Annotated in this window: 14 protein-coding genes and 2 pseudogenes; 15 read left to right on the forward strand and 1 reads right to left on the reverse strand. The window is 65.7% G+C overall.

The features are described from left to right. Nucleotides 1–155 precede the first annotated feature (155 nt). The 10 genes and pseudogenes from ACSYAO_RS00790 (at nucleotide 156) to ACSYAO_RS00835 (ending at nucleotide 11,043) form a co-directional block, all read left to right on the forward strand. The gene (locus ACSYAO_RS00790; protein WP_279947639.1) at nucleotides 156–1,262 is read left to right on the forward strand and encodes a cation diffusion facilitator family transporter; all 1,107 of its coding nucleotides are present in this window, start codon (nucleotides 156–158) and stop codon (nucleotides 1,260–1,262) included. 43 nt (nucleotides 1,263–1,305) lie between these two features. Next, on the forward strand, nucleotides 1,306–1,683 hold the full coding sequence (locus tag ACSYAO_RS00795) for an ArsR/SmtB family transcription factor (protein ID WP_049462204.1): 378 nt from the start codon (nucleotides 1,306–1,308) through the stop codon (nucleotides 1,681–1,683). Between the two features lie 423 nt (nucleotides 1,684–2,106). Next, nucleotides 2,107–3,414: an efflux RND transporter periplasmic adaptor subunit gene (locus ACSYAO_RS00800; protein ID WP_049462203.1), complete on the forward strand. Its 1,308-nt coding sequence runs from the start codon at nucleotides 2,107–2,109 to the stop codon at nucleotides 3,412–3,414. Beyond that, a complete protein-coding gene (locus ACSYAO_RS00805; RefSeq protein WP_049462202.1) occupies nucleotides 3,411–6,587 on the forward strand; it encodes an efflux RND transporter permease subunit in 3,177 nt (1,058 codons plus the stop codon). Before ACSYAO_RS00800 ends, ACSYAO_RS00805 begins: the two co-directional genes overlap by 4 nt. Before the next feature lie 20 nt (nucleotides 6,588–6,607). After that, on the forward strand, nucleotides 6,608–8,113 hold the full coding sequence (locus tag ACSYAO_RS00810; RefSeq protein WP_049462201.1) for an efflux transporter outer membrane subunit: 1,506 nt from the start codon (nucleotides 6,608–6,610) through the stop codon (nucleotides 8,111–8,113). 124 nt (nucleotides 8,114–8,237) lie between these two features. Further along, nucleotides 8,238–8,303 (forward strand): annotated as a pseudogene (locus tag ACSYAO_RS00815) (hypothetical protein); the annotation flags it as partial. 45 nt (nucleotides 8,304–8,348) lie between these two features. Continuing rightward, a complete protein-coding gene (locus tag ACSYAO_RS00820) occupies nucleotides 8,349–8,555 on the forward strand; it encodes a hypothetical protein (protein WP_239684303.1) in 207 nt (68 codons plus the stop codon). A gap of 91 nt (nucleotides 8,556–8,646) precedes the next feature. Beyond that, nucleotides 8,647–9,843 (forward strand): MFS transporter, encoded by a 1,197-nt coding sequence (locus tag ACSYAO_RS00825; protein WP_049462200.1) that lies wholly within the window; start codon nucleotides 8,647–8,649, stop codon nucleotides 9,841–9,843. Nucleotides 9,844–10,067: 224 nt separating this feature from the next. Further along, nucleotides 10,068–10,766, forward strand: coding sequence for a CopM family metallochaperone (gene copM, locus ACSYAO_RS00830; protein ID WP_071228802.1), 699 nt, complete (start codon nucleotides 10,068–10,070; stop codon nucleotides 10,764–10,766). 10 nt (nucleotides 10,767–10,776) lie between these two features. Then, entirely contained in the window at nucleotides 10,777–11,043 is a 267-nt protein-coding gene (locus tag ACSYAO_RS00835) for a glutaredoxin family protein (RefSeq protein WP_008786730.1), read from the forward strand. 6 nt (nucleotides 11,044–11,049) lie between these two features. Here ACSYAO_RS00835 and ACSYAO_RS00840 read toward each other — a convergent pair. Further along, nucleotides 11,050–11,777: pseudogene (locus tag ACSYAO_RS00840) on the reverse strand (DUF3363 domain-containing protein). 518 nt (nucleotides 11,778–12,295) lie between these two features. Between ACSYAO_RS00840 and ACSYAO_RS00845 the strand changes: the two are divergent. The 5 genes from ACSYAO_RS00845 (at nucleotide 12,296) to ACSYAO_RS00865 (ending at nucleotide 15,798) form a co-directional block, all read left to right on the forward strand. Next, entirely contained in the window at nucleotides 12,296–12,871 is a 576-nt protein-coding gene (locus ACSYAO_RS00845) for an OmpO family porin (protein ID WP_043034956.1), read from the forward strand. A gap of 123 nt (nucleotides 12,872–12,994) precedes the next feature. Further along, a complete protein-coding gene (locus ACSYAO_RS00850) occupies nucleotides 12,995–13,762 on the forward strand; it encodes a helix-turn-helix transcriptional regulator (RefSeq protein WP_049460942.1) in 768 nt (255 codons plus the stop codon). A gap of 67 nt (nucleotides 13,763–13,829) precedes the next feature. Then, a complete protein-coding gene (locus tag ACSYAO_RS00855) occupies nucleotides 13,830–14,198 on the forward strand; it encodes a VOC family protein (protein ID WP_049460944.1) in 369 nt (122 codons plus the stop codon). 123 nt (nucleotides 14,199–14,321) lie between these two features. Next, on the forward strand, nucleotides 14,322–15,296 hold the full coding sequence (locus tag ACSYAO_RS00860; RefSeq protein ID WP_049460946.1) for a Dyp-type peroxidase: 975 nt from the start codon (nucleotides 14,322–14,324) through the stop codon (nucleotides 15,294–15,296). Between the two features lie 85 nt (nucleotides 15,297–15,381). Next, on the forward strand, nucleotides 15,382–15,798 hold the full coding sequence (locus ACSYAO_RS00865; RefSeq protein WP_049460947.1) for a hypothetical protein: 417 nt from the start codon (nucleotides 15,382–15,384) through the stop codon (nucleotides 15,796–15,798). The last annotated feature ends 711 nt before the right edge of the window (nucleotides 15,799–16,509 follow it).

Consider the following 16,509-nt stretch of genomic DNA (forward strand, 5'->3'; position numbering starts at 1 on the left):
GGGGAATGGTCGCCGAGCCAGGCTAAGGCAATTGCCCGGAGCGGCATCCCGGCCGTGGTGAGACGCGGACACAAATGTGCAAATCAATTCACATGAACACATATTCATGTGTTATATTTTGAGCCACAGTCAAAGACCCAGTTTCCCGAGGCCCCATGTCCCAATCCCACGCACATGACCATGACCATGACCATGACCATGACCATGGTCACGATCACGACCATGATCATGACCACACCCCGACCGTGACCAGCGCCAACGAGCGCAAGGTCCTGCTGTCCTTTTTCCTGATCTTCGGCTTCATGGTTGTGGAGGCCGTCGGAGGCGTGCTGTCGGGCTCGCTGGCCTTGCTGGCCGACGCGGGCCACATGCTGACCGACGCCGCGGCGCTCGCACTGGCCTACGCAGCATTCCGGTTCGGCCGCCGCGCGGCCGACAGCAAGCGCACCTTCGGCTACCTGCGCTTCGAGGTCATCGCCGGTTTCCTGAACGCCGTGACCCTGTTCGCGATCGTCGCCTGGATCGCCTACGAGGCGTGGGAGCGGCTGCAGGCGCCGCCCGTGATCCTGGCCGGCCCGATGATGATCGTCGCCGTGCTCGGCCTGCTGGTGAACGTGCTCGTGCTGTGGATCATGACCCGCGGAGAGACCGATCACGTCAACGTGAAGGGGGCCATCCTGCACGTGATGGGCGACCTGCTCGGCTCGGTCGGCGCCATCGTCGCTGCGATCGTCATCTACCTCACGGGCTGGACGCCGATAGATCCCATCCTGTCGGTCCTGGTGGCGGCGCTGATCCTGCGCAGCGCATGGAAGCTGCTCGCCAAGTCGATCCACATCCTGCTGGAAGGCGCGCCGGAGGATGCTTCGCCGGAAAAGGTGGAGCAAGGCCTGATGGGCGCCGTGCCGGGCCTGGCGGCCGTCAGCCACGTTCACGTGTGGCAGCTCACCTCCGGGCGCACGATGGCCACGCTGCACGTTCGCCCCAACGTGGACGAGGAAGCACGCGCCGTGGTCAAACGCGTCGAAGCGGTGCTTCGAGAGCAATTCAGCATCGAACACGCCACGGTCGGGATCGACTGGAACTCGGGCACCGACGAGAACGTCTGCAGCTTGCAGCCCACGTCGGAGCGTCAGGACCACAGCGGCCACGATCACAGCGGTCATGACCACAGCGGCCATGATCATGGCAATCACAAGCATGGCGGCGGGCACAGCCACGGCCATGACCACGACCATTCCGCTCCTGGTCACAGGCATTGAGGCCGCGCGAGCCGGCTCGCACTCCACTTGAGGATTTGCATCCATGACGTCCCGCGAAACCACCAGCGCCGACACCTCGCAATGCTCGACCACCAGCCACGACGCGGCGACCGATGCCCTCGCAATGTCGCAAAGTGACGTCGCTGTTCTGGCCGAGACCTTCCGCCTGCTGGGCGACCAATCGCGATTGAAGATCCTGCTGCAGTGCATGCATGGCTCGGTCGCCGTGGGGGACATCGCCGAAGCGCTCGACCTGTCGCAGTCTCTGGTCAGCCATCACCTGCGGCTGCTGCGCGGAGCGCGCCTCGTGCGCGGCGAACGCCAAGCCAAGCACATCTTCTACAGCATCGCGGACCAGCACGTCAGCCAGGTGCTGCAGGACATGGCGGTCCACATTTCCGAGGACAAAGCCGACGACTGACCAGGCCCAAGCACCCAGGCGAATGGCAGGTTGCGAGGCGCCGGTACCCACGCCGCCGGTTAGCCTCAAGGACGTCCTCGATGCGGCCTGGGCGCAACAGCCTAAATCGCGGGCCCTGCCTGGGCGCCGGGATGCCGCGCAGGCACAGCAATGGGCGGCGGCAGCTTGGACGCCTGAGCCTCCCGCGCTCGCAATCACCCACAAGACCGACCGGTTCAACCGCATAACGGCATTCGTGAGCTGGATGTCGGAGTGGCCACGGCGACGACGCGGGGTTCCCCACCACCTTGTCCATGCAGCCTGCCCGCTAGGGCAACCCAAAGGGCTTGACCTTGCCTTCGTTGTAACGCCCAGCCTCCACACAAATTTCTGCAGAGCGCTTCGGAAGGGCCGGAGTCCTGCATCCAAGAAAGGGGCACTTCCATGCGTAAAAAAATCAGAATCGTTGTGGTGGCAGGCCTCATCGCAGCCGTCGGGGGCATAGCGATTGCCGCCCGCGACGCCAAGGACGAGAGCAAGGCCGCGGCACCCCCGGCGGACGCGCCGATGGCGCCGCAGGTGCCCGTGGCCGAGGTCATCACCCGCACGGTCGCGCCATCGGCCGAGTACACCGGCTTCCTGGCCGCGCCCAAGACCGTCGAGCTGCGCTCGCGGGTCGGCGGCGCCGTCGATGCTGTGAGCGTCCCCGAGGGCAGACTGGTGCGCAAGGGACAACTGCTGTTCCAGATCGACCCCCGGCCGTTCCAGGTCTCGCTCGACACGGCTGCGGCGCAACTGCAACAGGCCGAGGTGCTGGCCAGTCAGGCCCAGGCCGACTTCGACCGCGCCGAGCGCCTGGTGGCGACCGGCGCTGTCGCGCGCAAGACCTACGACGATGCCGTCTCCGCGCGCAGTGCGCGCCAGGCCCAGGTGCAAGCGGCCAAGGCCGCCGTCGCTGCGGCGCGGCTGGATCTGTCCTACGCCCGCGTCACGGCGCCCATCGCCGGGCGCGTTGACCGCGTGCTCGTGACCGAGGGCAACCTGGTCAGCGGCGGTGTCGCCGGCGCGGCCACGCTGCTGACCACGGTCGTGTCCATCGACCCGCTGCACGTGTACTTCGACATCGACGAAGCCACGTACCTCAACGTCGTGAGCCGCTCGCGGCCCGCTGCGGACGCCGGCGGCAAGGCCTCGCTGCCCGTGCAGGTCGGGCTGACCACGGACAAGGGTTTCCCGCACAGGGGCGCGCTCGACTTCGTGGGCAACACCATTGACCGAAGCACCGGCACGATCCGCGTGCGCGCCGTTGTGCCCAATCCGGATGGGCGCATGGCACCCGGCATGTTCGTCCGGGCCAAGCTGTCCACCGGCGCGGCGCGCGAGGCCGTCCTGATCGACGATCAGGCCGTGGGCACCGACCAAGGGCGCAACTACGTGCTGGTTGTGGGCGAGAACAACCAGGCCCAGTACCGGCCCATCGAACTGGGGCCGGTGGTGGACGGGCTGCGCGTCATCAACGGCGGCCTGCAGGCCGGTGAGAAGATCATCATCAAGGGCCTCGTGCGCCCCGGCATGGCGGTCACGCCGCGCATGGTGCCCATGCAGGCGCCCGCGGCACCGGCCGCAGGCGCGGCCGGCGCGACCAAGGCTGCGGCAAACGCTCCGGCTCCCGCTGCGGCGCCTGCCAAGGCCGGCGGCGCGGACCCCGCCAAGGCTGACGGCGCGGCCGGCTCGGCGGAGGCCCGCAAATGAATTTCCCCCGCTTCTTCATCAACCGGCCGGTCTTCGCCATCGTCCTGTCGCTGCTGATGCTGATCGCGGGCGCGATCAGCTACTTCCAGCTGCCGCTGAGCGAATACCCGCAGGTCACGCCTCCCACGGTGCAGGTCACCGCTAGCTATCCCGGTGCCAACCCGCAAGTGATCGCCGATACCGTGGCATCACCGCTGGAGCAGGCGATCAACGGCGTAGAAGGCATGATGTACATGCAGTCTCAGATGTCCACCGACGGGAAAATGGTGCTCACCGTCTCCTTCGAGCAGCATATCAACGCCGACATTGCGCAGATCCAGGTGCAAAACCGGGTCTCGCGGGCGTTGCCGCGCCTACCGCCTGAAGTTCAGCGCATCGGTGTTGTCACCGAGAAAACGTCGCCGGACGTTCTCATGGTGGTGCATTTGCTTTCGCCTGGAGGTCGATATGATCCGCTGTACGTCTCCAACTACGCCACACTTCATGTGAAGGATGAGCTGGCTCGTACGCCAGGCGTCGGCGATGTCCTAGTCTGGGGCGCCGGGGAGTATTCGATGCGGGTCTGGCTCGAACCCGCCAAGGTCGCTGCTCGTGGGCTGATCGCGAGCGACGTGGTTGCCGCCATCCGCGAGCAGAACATACAGGTTGCCGCTGGTTCGGTTGGTCAGCAGCCGGATGCCTCGGCGGCGTTCCAGGTCACGGTCAACACTCTGGGCCGACTGTCGAGCGAGGAGCAATTCGGCGAGATCGTCGTGAAGACGGGCGCCGACGGCCAGGTAACTCGCCTGCGGGATGTCGCCCGCATCTCGATGGGGGCCGATTCCTACTCTTTGCGCAGCCTGCTCAATGGCGAGCCGGCGGTGGGGATACAGATCATCCAGAGCCCGGGCGCGAACGCGCTGGATGTGTCTAGCGCGGTGCGCGCGGCAATGGACCGACTTCAAGCCAAGTTCCCCGACGGCATTGAGTATAGCGTCGCCTACGACCCCACGGTCTTCGTGCGCGCCTCGCTCCAGTCCGTCGCCGTCACGCTGCTGGAGGCCATCTTCCTGGTGGTGATCGTGGTGGTGCTGTTCCTGCAATCCTGGCGCGCGTCGATCATCCCGCTGATCGCCGTGCCGGTCTCGCTGGTCGGCACGTTCGCGGTGATGCACATGTTCGGTTTCTCGCTGAACACACTGTCGCTGTTCGGACTGGTGCTGTCCATCGGCATCGTGGTGGATGACGCCATCGTGGTGGTGGAGAACGTGGAGCGCCACATAGCGCTGGGCGAATCACCCAAGGACGCGGCGCGCAAGGCGATGGATGAAGTGACTGGCCCGATCCTGGCCATCACCTCGGTGCTGGCAGCGGTCTTCATCCCCTCGGCGTTCCTGTCGGGGCTGCAGGGCGAGTTCTATCGCCAATTCGCGCTAACCATCGCGTTCTCGACCATCCTGTCGGCGATCAACTCGCTTACGCTGTCGCCAGCGCTGGCCGCCATCCTGCTCAAGCCGCACCACGGCGCGACCAAGCCCGATCGCGTCACGCGCATCATCGATGGCGTGTTCGGCGGCTTCTTCCGCCGCTTCAACAGCTTCTTCGACCGCGCCTCGAATTCCTACGTCGGGGGCGTGCGCCGCGCGGTGCGCGGCAGCGCCATCGTGCTGCTGCTCTACGTCGGCTTCCTGAGCCTGACCTGGCTGGGCTTCCACAAGGTGCCTGCGGGCTTCGTGCCCGCCCAGGACAAGTACTACCTCGTGGGCATCGCCCAGCTTCCGACCGGCGCCTCGCTGGATCGCACCGAGGCGGTCGTCAAGGAGATGACCAAGATCGCACTGGCTGAGCCGGGCGTCGAGAGCGTGGTGGCCTTCCCGGGCCTGTCGGTCAATGGACCGGTGAACCAGCCGAACACCGCGCTGATGTTCGCCATGCTCAAGCCCTTCGATGAGCGCAAGGACCCGTCGCTGTCGGCCTTCGCCATCCAGGGCAAGCTCATGGGCAAGTTCAGCCAGATCCCGGACGGCTTCGTCGGCATCTTCCCGCCGCCGCCGGTGCCGGGCCTGGGTTCTATGGGCGGCTTTAAGCTGCAGATCGAGGACCGGGCGGGCCTGGGTCCCGAGGCGCTTGCACAAGCACAGGGCCAGATCATGGGCAAGGCCATGCAGGCGCCCGAGCTGGCGAACATGCTCGCCAGCTTCCAGACCAATGCGCCGCAGTTGCAGGTGGACATCGACCGGGTGAAGGCCAAGTCGCAGGGCGTGTCGCTGACCGAGGTGTTCGACACCCTGCAGGTCAACCTTGGCTCGCTCTACGTCAACGACTTCAACCGCTTCGGTCGCACCTACCGGGTAATGGCCCAAGCCGATGCGCAGTTCCGCATGCAGGCTGAGGACATAGGCATGCTCAAGGTGCGCAATGCAGCGGGCGACATGATCCCGCTGAGCGCGATCGCGACCATCGAGCGCAGTTCCGGCCCCGACCGGGTGATGCATTACAACGGCTTCCCCTCGGCCGACATCAGCGGCGGGCCAGCGCCGGGCTACTCATCCGGCCAGGCCACCGCCGCGATTGAGAAGATCGTGAGCGAATCGCTGCCGGACGGTATGACCTACGAATGGACGGACCTGACTTTCCAGGAAAAGCGAGTTGGCAATACTGCTATCTATATCTTCGCGCTGGCGGTGCTGCTCGCCTTCCTGTTCCTGGCGGCCCAGTACAACAGTTGGTCGCTGCCGTTCGCTGTGCTGCTGATTGCACCCATGGCGCTGCTCTCGGCGATCGCCGGCGTCTGGCTCTCTGGGGGGGACAACAACATCTTCACGCAGATCGGTTTCGTGGTGCTGGTCGGCCTGGCCGCCAAGAACGCGATCCTGATCGTGGAGTTCGCCCGCGCGAAGGAAAGCGAAGGGGCCGATCCGCTGGCAGCCGTGCTTGAAGCCGCGCGCTTGCGGCTGCGCCCGATCCTGATGACGTCGTTCGCCTTCATCGCTGGCGTGGTGCCGCTGGTGCTGGCCAGCAGTGCGGGCGCCGAGATGCGCCACGCCATGGGCATCGCGGTGTTCGCCGGCATGCTGGGCGTGACGGTATTCGGCCTGGTGCTGACGCCGGTGTTCTACGTCGTGGTGCGCAAGCTGGCGCTGCGCCGCGAAGCGCGCCATGCCCGTGTCGGCATGACCGACCAGCACGCATGACGGCCAGGAGGACATACGACATGAAAACATCTTTCGCATTCACACGACCCGCCAGGACGCTGGCGCCGCTCGCCCTCGCGACGGCGTTGACTGGCTGCTCCATGGCACCGAAGTATGACCGGCCCGCATCGCCGATCGACACGGCTTATCCCTCGGGCGCGGCCTATGTGGAACCGGCGGCCGCGACGCCCGACGACGCGATCACGGCCGAGATCGGCTGGCGGGACTTCTTCCGCGACCCGCTGCTGCAGCAGTTGATCGGCATTTCACTGGAGAACAACCGCGACATGCGCAAGGCCGCGCTCAACGTGGAGGCGGCTCAGGCGCTGTACCGTATCCAGCGTGCCGAGATGCTGCCGAACCTGGGCGTTTCCGCCCGCGGCGCGTCAGAGCGCGCACCGGCCGACCTCAGCACCACGGGGCAAAGCGACGTGCTCCGGCGCTACGACGTGGCCGGGGTGACGGCCGCCTGGGAACTGGACCTGTGGGGCCGCGTCCGCAGCCTCAGCGACCGGGCGCTGGCGTCCTACCTGGCCCTCGACGAGACCCGCATCGCCACGCAGATGAGCCTGGTGTCCGAGGTGGCCAGCGCCTACCTCACGCTGCGTGCCGACCAGGAACTGCTGCGCCTGACGAGCGACACCCTCGCCACGCAGAAGCGCTCCTACGGGCTGACCACCCAACTGGTGGAAGTGGGCAACTCCACGCAGCTCGACCTGCGCCGCGCAGAGATCGCGCTGCGCACCGCCGAGGCCAACCATGCCGCCTACACGCGGCAGGCGGCCAAGGACCGCAACGCGCTGGTGCTGCTGTTGGGCCAGCCGCTGACGCCGGAGCTGTCCCGGCAGCTTGACGAGGCCATGGCGCTGCCGGACGACATCGTGCCGACCGGCCTGCCGAGCGGCCTGCCGTCCGAACTGCTCGCGCGCCGGCCGGACATCCGCGCCGCCGAGCAGATGCTGATCGGCGCCAACGCCAACATCGGCGCGGCGCGGGCCGCGTTCTTCCCGATGATCAGCCTCACGGGCTCGGCGGGCACGGCCAGCGCTTCGCTGGACGGCCTGTTCGATTCGGGCTCGCGGGCCTGGAGCTTCCTGCCGCAGATCACGCTGCCCATCTTCCGCGGCGGCGCGCTGCGCGCCAACCTGGACGTGGCGCACGTACAGAAGCGCATCGAGATCGCCAACTACGAGAAGTCCATCCAGGCGGCCTTCGCCGAGGTGGCCGACGGCCTGGCGGGCAAGCGCACGCTCGATGAGCAGATCCGCGCGGAGCAGCTCCTGGTGGCGGCCAGCCAGAAGGCCTACGAGCTGGCCGAGCAGCGCTTCCAGGAGGGCGTGGACAACAACCTCACTGTACTCGACGCGCAGCGCACGCATTACGGCACGCAGCAGACCCTGGTGCGCACGCGCCTGACGCGGCTGAACAACCTCATCCATCTGTACAAGGCGCTGGGCGGCGGCTGGACTGAGCACACGGTGCAATCGGGCGCCACGGCGCAGCAGCCCGCCCGGTCGCCGGGATGAGGGCCGGCGCGCAGCGGTGGCGTCCCCCATCGCTGCGCGCGGAGAGCTGGATGAGGATTGGTGAACTCGCGCGCTTGACCGGCACGCCCCTGAGAACATCAGGTTCTACGAACGGGAGGGCCTGCTGCCCGCTCCCGAGCGGTCCCGCAACAACTACCGGCGCTATGGCCCGGCCCATGTCGAGCGGCTTTACCTGATTCGCAACTACCGCGCGTCGGGCATCGGCCTGGATGACATGCGCAACTTGCTGGGCTGGACGCATCGCGAGTCCCCGGAACCCGAGCTGCTGACGCAGGCTGTCCGGGACCATCTCGCCTGTGTCGAGGAACGCATGGCGCAACTGACCCGGGTGAAAGAGCACCTGCTCGCATTGGAACGGCAGGCTGTTTCTTCTGCCGCTCGGGAGATTTGCGAGGAGCGACCAGGCTGCGGCGGTTCATGAGCATCGTATGGCCGAATCATTGTCTAATAACTGAACATATATTCATGTGTGTAATAATTCCGGCCAGACAAACGAACAAGAAGGACCGCCCATGACCGACCAGAGCATCACGCGCCGAAACATCGGCGTTCTCACCGCCGCGCAGGCGCTCGGTGGCGCCAGCGCGCCCATCGTGATGTCGCTGGGCGGGCTGGTCGGCCAGCAGCTTGCCAAGGACTCGGCCTCGATCACCTTGCCTGTGAGCCTGTTCGGCCTGGGTCTTGCCATCGGCACCTTGCCTGCGGCGTTCATCATGCGGCGCCATGGCCGCCGCAACGGATACGTGGTCGGGGTCGGCTTCGGCGTGGCCTCGGGCCTGATCGCCGCGCTGGGCATCATGCTGGCCTCGTTTTGGATCTTCTGCGCCGGCACCTTCCTGGCGGGCTTCTACGGCGCGTATGTGCAGAGCTACCGCTTCGCAGCCGCCGACACCGCCGAGGACGCGCTCAAGGCCAAGGCGATTTCCTGGGTGATGGTGGGGGCTCTCGCGGGTGCCATCATCGGGCCGCAGTTGGTGATCTTCACGCGCGACGCGGTAGCGGGCACGCCCTACGTCGGCAGCTTCCTCAGCCAGGCGCTGCTGCCGCTGATCGCCCTGCCGATCTTGCTGATGCTGCGCACGCCGCGCCAGACCCCGGCCGAAGCCGCCGCCGACAGCGGCCGCACGGTGCTGCAGCTCCTGGCGATGCCGCGCTACGCGCTGGCCGTGGCCGCAGGCGTGGTGTCCTATGGGGTGATGGCGTTCGTGATGACCGCCGCGCCGGTGGCGATGGTCAACCACGGGCATTCGGTGGACAACGCCGCCCTGGGAATCCAGTGGCACCTGCTGGCGATGTTCGGGCCGAGCTTCTTCACTGGGCGGCTGATGGTGCGCTACGGCAAGGAGCGCGTGACCGCCGTGGGCATGGTGCTGCTCGCCGCCTCCGGGGTGGTGGCCCTGGGCGGGCTCGGCCTGTCCCACTTCTGGGGCTCGCTGGCGCTGCTGGGCATCGGCTGGAACTTCAGCTTCATTGGCGCGACGGCGATGGTCACCGATTGCCACACCCCGGCCGAGCGCAGCAAGGCGCAGGGCATGAACGATTTCTTCGTCTTCGCCGCCACGGCAGCCGTGTCGTTCCTCGCGGGATCGATCCTGCACAACTCGGGCTGGCAGGCGGTCAACTGGATGATCTTCCCGGCCCTGGCGCTGATCTTGGTGCCGCTGCTGTGGCAGACCGCGCGAAAGCCGGTGCGGCTAGGTCCGGGCTGATCGGGCCGATGCGGAAGGTGTTCCATCTAGCGGTCACCTCAGGCGCTACATCACCTGCCTCCACCGCTGCAGCTTCGACAGCGCGTTGTCGTAGGCGGCGGAAGTGAAGGACTGGATCTTGCGCCGAGGGTTTTCATCGGCATCAACGGCGAAATGAGGGCCTTGACCTTCCAACAATGGGAGGCCCTACAGTGACTCCATCAACCTCATTCAAGGAGTTTTTCATGAGAGTCAACAAGTTCAGCCTGTTGTTCATTGCGGGCGCCGTCGTGGTCGCCATCGGCCTGAGGGCCGTTCAGAAGAAGGTGGTCCCGTCGGGTGAAGTGATGCAGGCCAATGCGAGCGGAGGTCACCATGGGCACGCGATGCCCTCCAGCGCCTCGGCCAATGACAGTCCTTCCACGACCGCGTATCGCGCCGTGAACGACCAGATGCACGCGGGGATGGGAGCGCAGTTCACTGGAAACGCCGACGTCGATTTCATGCGCGGCATGATCCCGCACCACCAGGGCGCGATCGACATGGCCAAGGTGGCGTTGCAGTACGGCAAGGACCCGGAGGTCCGCAAGTTGGCCGAGGAGGTTATCTCTGCGCAGGAAGGCGAGATCGCCATGATGAATAAGTGGCTTGGAGAACGCGGCCAACAGGCGGGGACCGGCAGCTCGGGCGACGCCTCGACGACCGCCTACCGTGCCGGCAATGACCGCATGCACGCCGACATGATGATTGACTTCAGCGGCGATGCCGATGTGGACTTTATGCGCGGCATGATCCCGCATCACCAGGGCGCGATCGACATGGCCAAGGTGGCGTTGCAGTACGGCAAGGACCCGGAGGTCCGCGAGTTGGCTCAGGAGGTTATCTCTGCGCAGGAAGGAGAGATCGCCATGATGAAGAGCTGGCTTGCCGCTCGGGGAAAGTGAAGGCACGACCATGAACCAAGCCAGCACCCCGCGCATCATCATCTATAGCACTCCAGCCTGCCCGGACTGCCGGGTGCTGAAGGAGTGGCTGTCCCAGCAGAGCATCGTGTTTGAAGAACGCGACCTGACCGACCCGAAGATTTCTGCGGAAGCCAAGTCACGAACCGGCGTGCGCGTGGCTCCGATCACGCTCATCGGTAATGAGGTCTTCTATGGCACCTTTGCGAGCCAGAAGCCGGGGCTGATGAAGGCGCTCGGCCGTTCGACAAGTAGATGAAGGGTCTCAAGAAATACTTGGCCCGCGCTGCCGTCCAAGCTCCCAAGATACGCCGCCACCGCGCACCACGGCGGCGATATGCTGCCCCAGCCGCTGCTCGATCATCGGCCGCCACGGCACCAACCTGAATCCCATGCCGTCGTCCAGCATCGCGTAGCGCCCGCTGGCGAGCATGACGCTGCGCCGGTAGATGCCAGCCACACGCTGCCCGTCGGCCACCGGGCGATGCTCCAGGCCGGTTTCAGCGGCAATGTCCTTCGCGGCCTGTGCCAGTTCCCGGTTGCGCAGCGTGCCCAGCAGGTTGCGCGCCAGGATCACGCGCTGCCCGCGCCGCTCGGCCAGCGCCTGTTCGGCCAGGAAGTCGGCGCGCTGTTGCATGGCCTGGCCTCGCCACCAAAGCCTAGGTCGCCCAGGCCCGAGCCGCCGCCGATCAACTGCTGGTCGAGCCACGTGGCCCCGATCACGCGGGCCTGCCGCTCGATGGGCAAGTGCGATTTCAGCTCCACGGCCACGCCGCCCAGGCGCTGCGCGTCGTACTGGCGGCCACGCTCGGCCAGGTCGTCCGGCACCTTCCATAGCCCTTCGGCAACGCGCTCCACAATGCCGGCCCGACGCAGGGCCCATTTAGTAGATGGAGTGCCGCCGGTCTTAGCCGCATGCAGCGTTAAGGCGGGCTTGATATTAAGGCCTCTGAGAAGCGTCGGAGGTAGCCTAGCGATGTCAGCTTCTGGCATGAAGCAGCCGTGAACTTCAAGAGGAGCGAGGCGCGTCAGCGTACGGCCCGTAGCGGACGAGACTCTAGCGATGTCGACCACTACTAGTCCTGAGTCGCTAAGGCCAACCGCATGCTTCGTCCGACTCCCCGCGAACCCTCGTAGGGCACCTAAAGGGGCTCCTTACTTGTTAAGGACCGACAAGGTTGGACCGATGTCACGGCGGCGCTTGCCTCCTGGGCTGTTGGCGAGGGCCAATCAGCCGCGGACGTCAGCTCTGCCCCTAAGTCACTGCAACCATAGGTTCTCAGCCCTTGCGCAACCATAGGTTCAGCCAAAACGCAAACCTATGGTTGCCCGTCTAACAGCAATGCCATGCGGAGTTCCCTGAACGCCAGCCTTATTTATACACCAGTCAGTTCAATATTCAGGGTTGATTAGACCCCCTAACGGATAATTCACACCTGTCGACCGCCTCCTCTCTCTCCCCCTTCCCGGGAGGCGGTCGACGAAACCAAAATAATTAAAGGTGTGTCCCGATGAACAAGAATTCGCTGCTTGCCCTGGGTCTTCTGGCTGCTCTGCCGTTCGCTGCATCGGCAACCGATGGCCTGTCGTACAACTACGTTGAAGGCGGCTACGTGAACACCGATGCCAAGGGCGGCGACGCCGATGGCTGGAAGGTGAAGGGTTCCGTTGCGGTGCACCCGAACTTCCACGTCTTTGGCGACTACAGCGCCCAGGAAACCGACAAGTTCAAGAATGACGTCGACCAGTGGCGCCTGGGTGTCGGCTACAACTACGGCATCGCACCGAACACCGACCTGGTGGCCCGTGTTGCGTACCAGAAGTACGACGAGAAGCGCGGCCTGGACTTCAACGGCTACTCCACCGAAGTGGGCGTGCGCACCGCGTTCAACCCGTACGTGGAAGGCTACGTGATGGCCGGCTACGAAGATTTCAGCAAGAAGCACGGCATCAACCCGGACGGCGAGTTCTATGGCCGTGTCGGCGCCACCGCCAAGTTCAACCAGAACTGGGGCCTGAGTGGCGAAGTGAAGCTGGCCAAGGCCGGCGACCGCGAGTGGTTCGTGGGCCCGCGCTTCACCTGGTAACAAACGCCTGTCGTTAGTGCGTGTTGTGCTGGCGTGTGACTCTCTCTCTCTCCCACACGCCAACCGAAGCCCGGCCTCGCGCCGGGCTTCACTTTTATGGGCCCCGTGGCGCCACAATGCGGCATGGGCGACCCTTCCTCTCTTGCAGGCACCGGCACGACCTACCAGGAGCATCTGGCGCCTGCGCCGCTGCGCGGCCACTTCGGCCAGCTGTGGCAGAGCCAGCTCCCTGCCGATGCCGATGGGCACATCACCGTATTGCCCGATGGCTGCGTGGATATCCTCTGGCGCGACGGCGGGCTGTTCGTGGTCGGCCCGGATCGGGTGGCTGCACATCCGGCACTGGCACCCGGTGCACAGGTACTGGGGGCACGCTTCCGACCTGGCCAGGCATTGGCCGCGCTTGGCCTGCCCTTGGCCGAGATCATCGGCCAGGCGGTGCCACTGGCCGATCTGAAGGGCACGTGGGCGAAGAAAGCTGCGGCTTCCATCGGTGACACCGCGCCTGCGCAGCGCCTGCAGCGGATGGCGTACTGCCTGCAGCAGCATATGGGCGCGGCCGCACTCGACACCCCGGCGCAGCGTGCACATGTCCTGTTCCAGGCGCTCGCCGGGGGTCACGCCACGCTGGATACGCTGGCGGCGCACTTGGGCCTGAGCCCGCGCAGCCTGCGGCGTTTCAGCCAGTCGCAGTTCGGCTACGGCGCCAAGACGCTGGAGCGCATCCTGCGCCTGCAACGCTTTCTTCGCCATAGCCGCGCGCTGCCACTGCATTCGTTGGCGATGCTGGCCGCTGATGCCGGCTATGCCGACCAGGCCCATCTCAGCCGCGAGGCGCGTGAACTGGCGGGCATGACCGCCAGCGAGCTGCGCCTGGAGTGGGGACAATGATGGCCGTTTTGTTCAAGACCACTGTGCTGCATTGATCGATGCTGGGCTCCCACCACGGAGCCTCGCCATGAATCCTGCCGCGCCCCACGATGCCGAACGCCGCATCGATAACATCGAATTCAACGTCGCCGACATTGACCGTAGCACGCGCTTCTACGGCGAGGTGTTCGGTTGGCGCTTCACCGACTATGGCCCGGCCTACACCGAGTTCGACGACGGCCGTCTGAAAGGTGGCTTCGTGGCCGACGCGGCGGTGCGTGCCCACGGGGGGCCGCTGGTGATCCTCTACTGCACGGACCTGGCGGATGCACAGCAGCGCGTGGTCGCCGCCGGTGGCGAGGTGGTGCAGGCGGTGTTCGCCTTCCCCGGTGGCCGTCGCTTCCACTTCCGCGATCTGGATGGCTACGAGCTGGCGGTCTGGAGTGATATGGATTGAGGTCTTCGTACCTTCGCCGGTGGACGGAACGAGAACCGCTCCGTCCCCGGTCAGGCGGTTCCGTTATGATCGCCCGCACATCGCCACGCGCGATGCGCCCGCCTCAAGCCAGCAGGAACCGCCGTGAACTCCCAGCCCGCACCGATCACCGCCCTCAACCACACGCTCGACAACGAGCCGCAGCAGATCACCGCGCCGCTCACCCATTCGGCGGCGTTCCTGGTGCTGAAAGTGAAGGATGACGAGGCGTCGATCGCCAAGGCGCGCGAGGTGCTGGCCAGCACCGACGACCTGATCAAGAACACCGCCATCCGCGAGATCGAGCGCACCTTCACCTGCAACGTGGCCATTGGCCACCGCGTGTGGCAGCCGCTGGTGGGTACCACCCCGCCGCGTGAGCTGGCGCCGTTCCGCGAGATCAAGGGCGCGACCCACACCGCGGTGTCCACGCCGGGCGACCTGCTGTACCACATCCGTGCGCGCACCATGGACCTGATCGTGGCATTCGAGCGCAACCTGCTGATGGCGTTCGGCGATGCGGTGGAAACGGTCGATGATGTGGCCGGCTTCCGTTATTTCGATGGCCGTGACCTGCTCGACTTCGTCGACGGCACCGCCAATCCGGAAGGGCTGTCGTTGCCGGAAGCCACCATCGTGGGCGATGAAGATCCGGAGCATGCCGGTGGCAGCTACGTCGTGGTGCAGAAGTACCTGCACAATCTTGATGCCTGGCGCGCGCAGAAGACCGAGGCGCAGGAAGCGATCATCGGCCGCACCAAGCACGACAACATCGAGCTGGACGATGCACCGGCCGATGCACAGAAATCGCACAAGACCCTGTGCACCATCGAAGACGCCGACGGCGAGCACGAGATCCTGCGTGACAACATGCCGTTCGCCAACCCGGGGCGTGGCGAGTACGGTACCTACTTCATCGGCTACACGCGCCGCCTGTGGGTGATCGAAAAGATGCTCGAGCGCATGTTCATCGGCAATCCCGCGCCGCTGCATGACCGCATTCTCGACTTCTCCACCGCCACCACCGGCGTGACCTTCTTCGCGCCCTCGCGCAAGGTGCTGGCCGACCTGGGCGATTGATCGCGCCGGGCAGTGCCGACCGCCATCTGCCTGTCATCTACCGCGCCGACCATCAGACGTTGGATGGAGGCGCAGGAGACGGGCGATGGCCATGGCAGGAAACAGGACCGGCGTGCGCCGCTGGTGGCGGCCGTTGGCCGCATTGTTCGGTGCGCTCGCACTTGGTAGTGCCAGCGTTTCCGCGCAGGAGGCTCCCGCACACTGGATGGCCTATGCCGCCGCCGTGGGCGGCCAGTTGCAGCAGCGCCTGCAGCAGGAGCAGAACCCGCAGGCGCAGCGCGTGCTGGAATGGCTGCAGGCACACCCTGATGCACCGACGCCGTTGCCGGTGAGCGTGTGGATCGCGGCGGATGGCCGCATTTCGAAACTCGAATTCGACAGCCTGGGCGACGCCCAGATCGACGCCGACCTGCGCGCGACATTGCAGTCCGCGCCGTTGCAGGCCGCGCCACCAGCCGACATGCGTCAGCCGCTGCGGCTGGGCCTGCTGCTTACCCAGTAGATCCACGCCATGCGTGGATGCGCCTGGTAGATGCCGACCTTGGTCGGCACGCACGCCAACCAAGGTTGGCGACTACCGGTAGGCCCCCAGCCACGCATGGCGTGGCTCTACTGATCTTGCGGGTGCAGTAGATCCACGCCCTGCGTGGATGTGTTGGGTAGATGCCGACCTTGGTCGGCAGGTGTGCGCCAACCAAGGTTGGCGACTACCGGTAGCCCCAAGCCACGCATGGCGTGGCTCTACTGATCTTGCGGATGCAGTAGATCCACGCCATGCGTGGATATGTTGGGTAGATGCCGACCTTGGTCGGCAGGTGTGCGCCAACCAAGGTTGGCGACTACCGGTAAACCCCAGCCACGCATGGCGTGGCTCTACTGATCTTGCGGGTGCAGTAGATCCACGCCCTGCGTGGATGTGTTGGGTAGATGCCGACCTTGGTCGGCAGGCGTGCGCCAACCAAGGTTGGCGACTACCGGTAGCCCCAAGCCACGCATGGCGTGGCTCTACTGATCTTGCGGGTGCAGTAGATCCACGCCCTGCGTGGATGTGTTGGGTAGATGCCGACCTTGGTCGGCAGGTGTGCGCCAACCAAGGTTGGCGACTACCGGTAGGCCCCCAGCCACGCATGGCGTGGCGCTACTGACCTTGCGGGTGCAGTAGATCCACGCCCTGCGTGGATGTGTTGGGTAGATGCCGACCTTGGTCGGCAGG

The organism is Stenotrophomonas sp. STK16_22 (genome assembly GCF_051984505.1).
In the GTDB taxonomy this organism is placed as follows: Bacteria; Pseudomonadota; Gammaproteobacteria; order Xanthomonadales; family Xanthomonadaceae; genus Stenotrophomonas; species Stenotrophomonas maltophilia_A.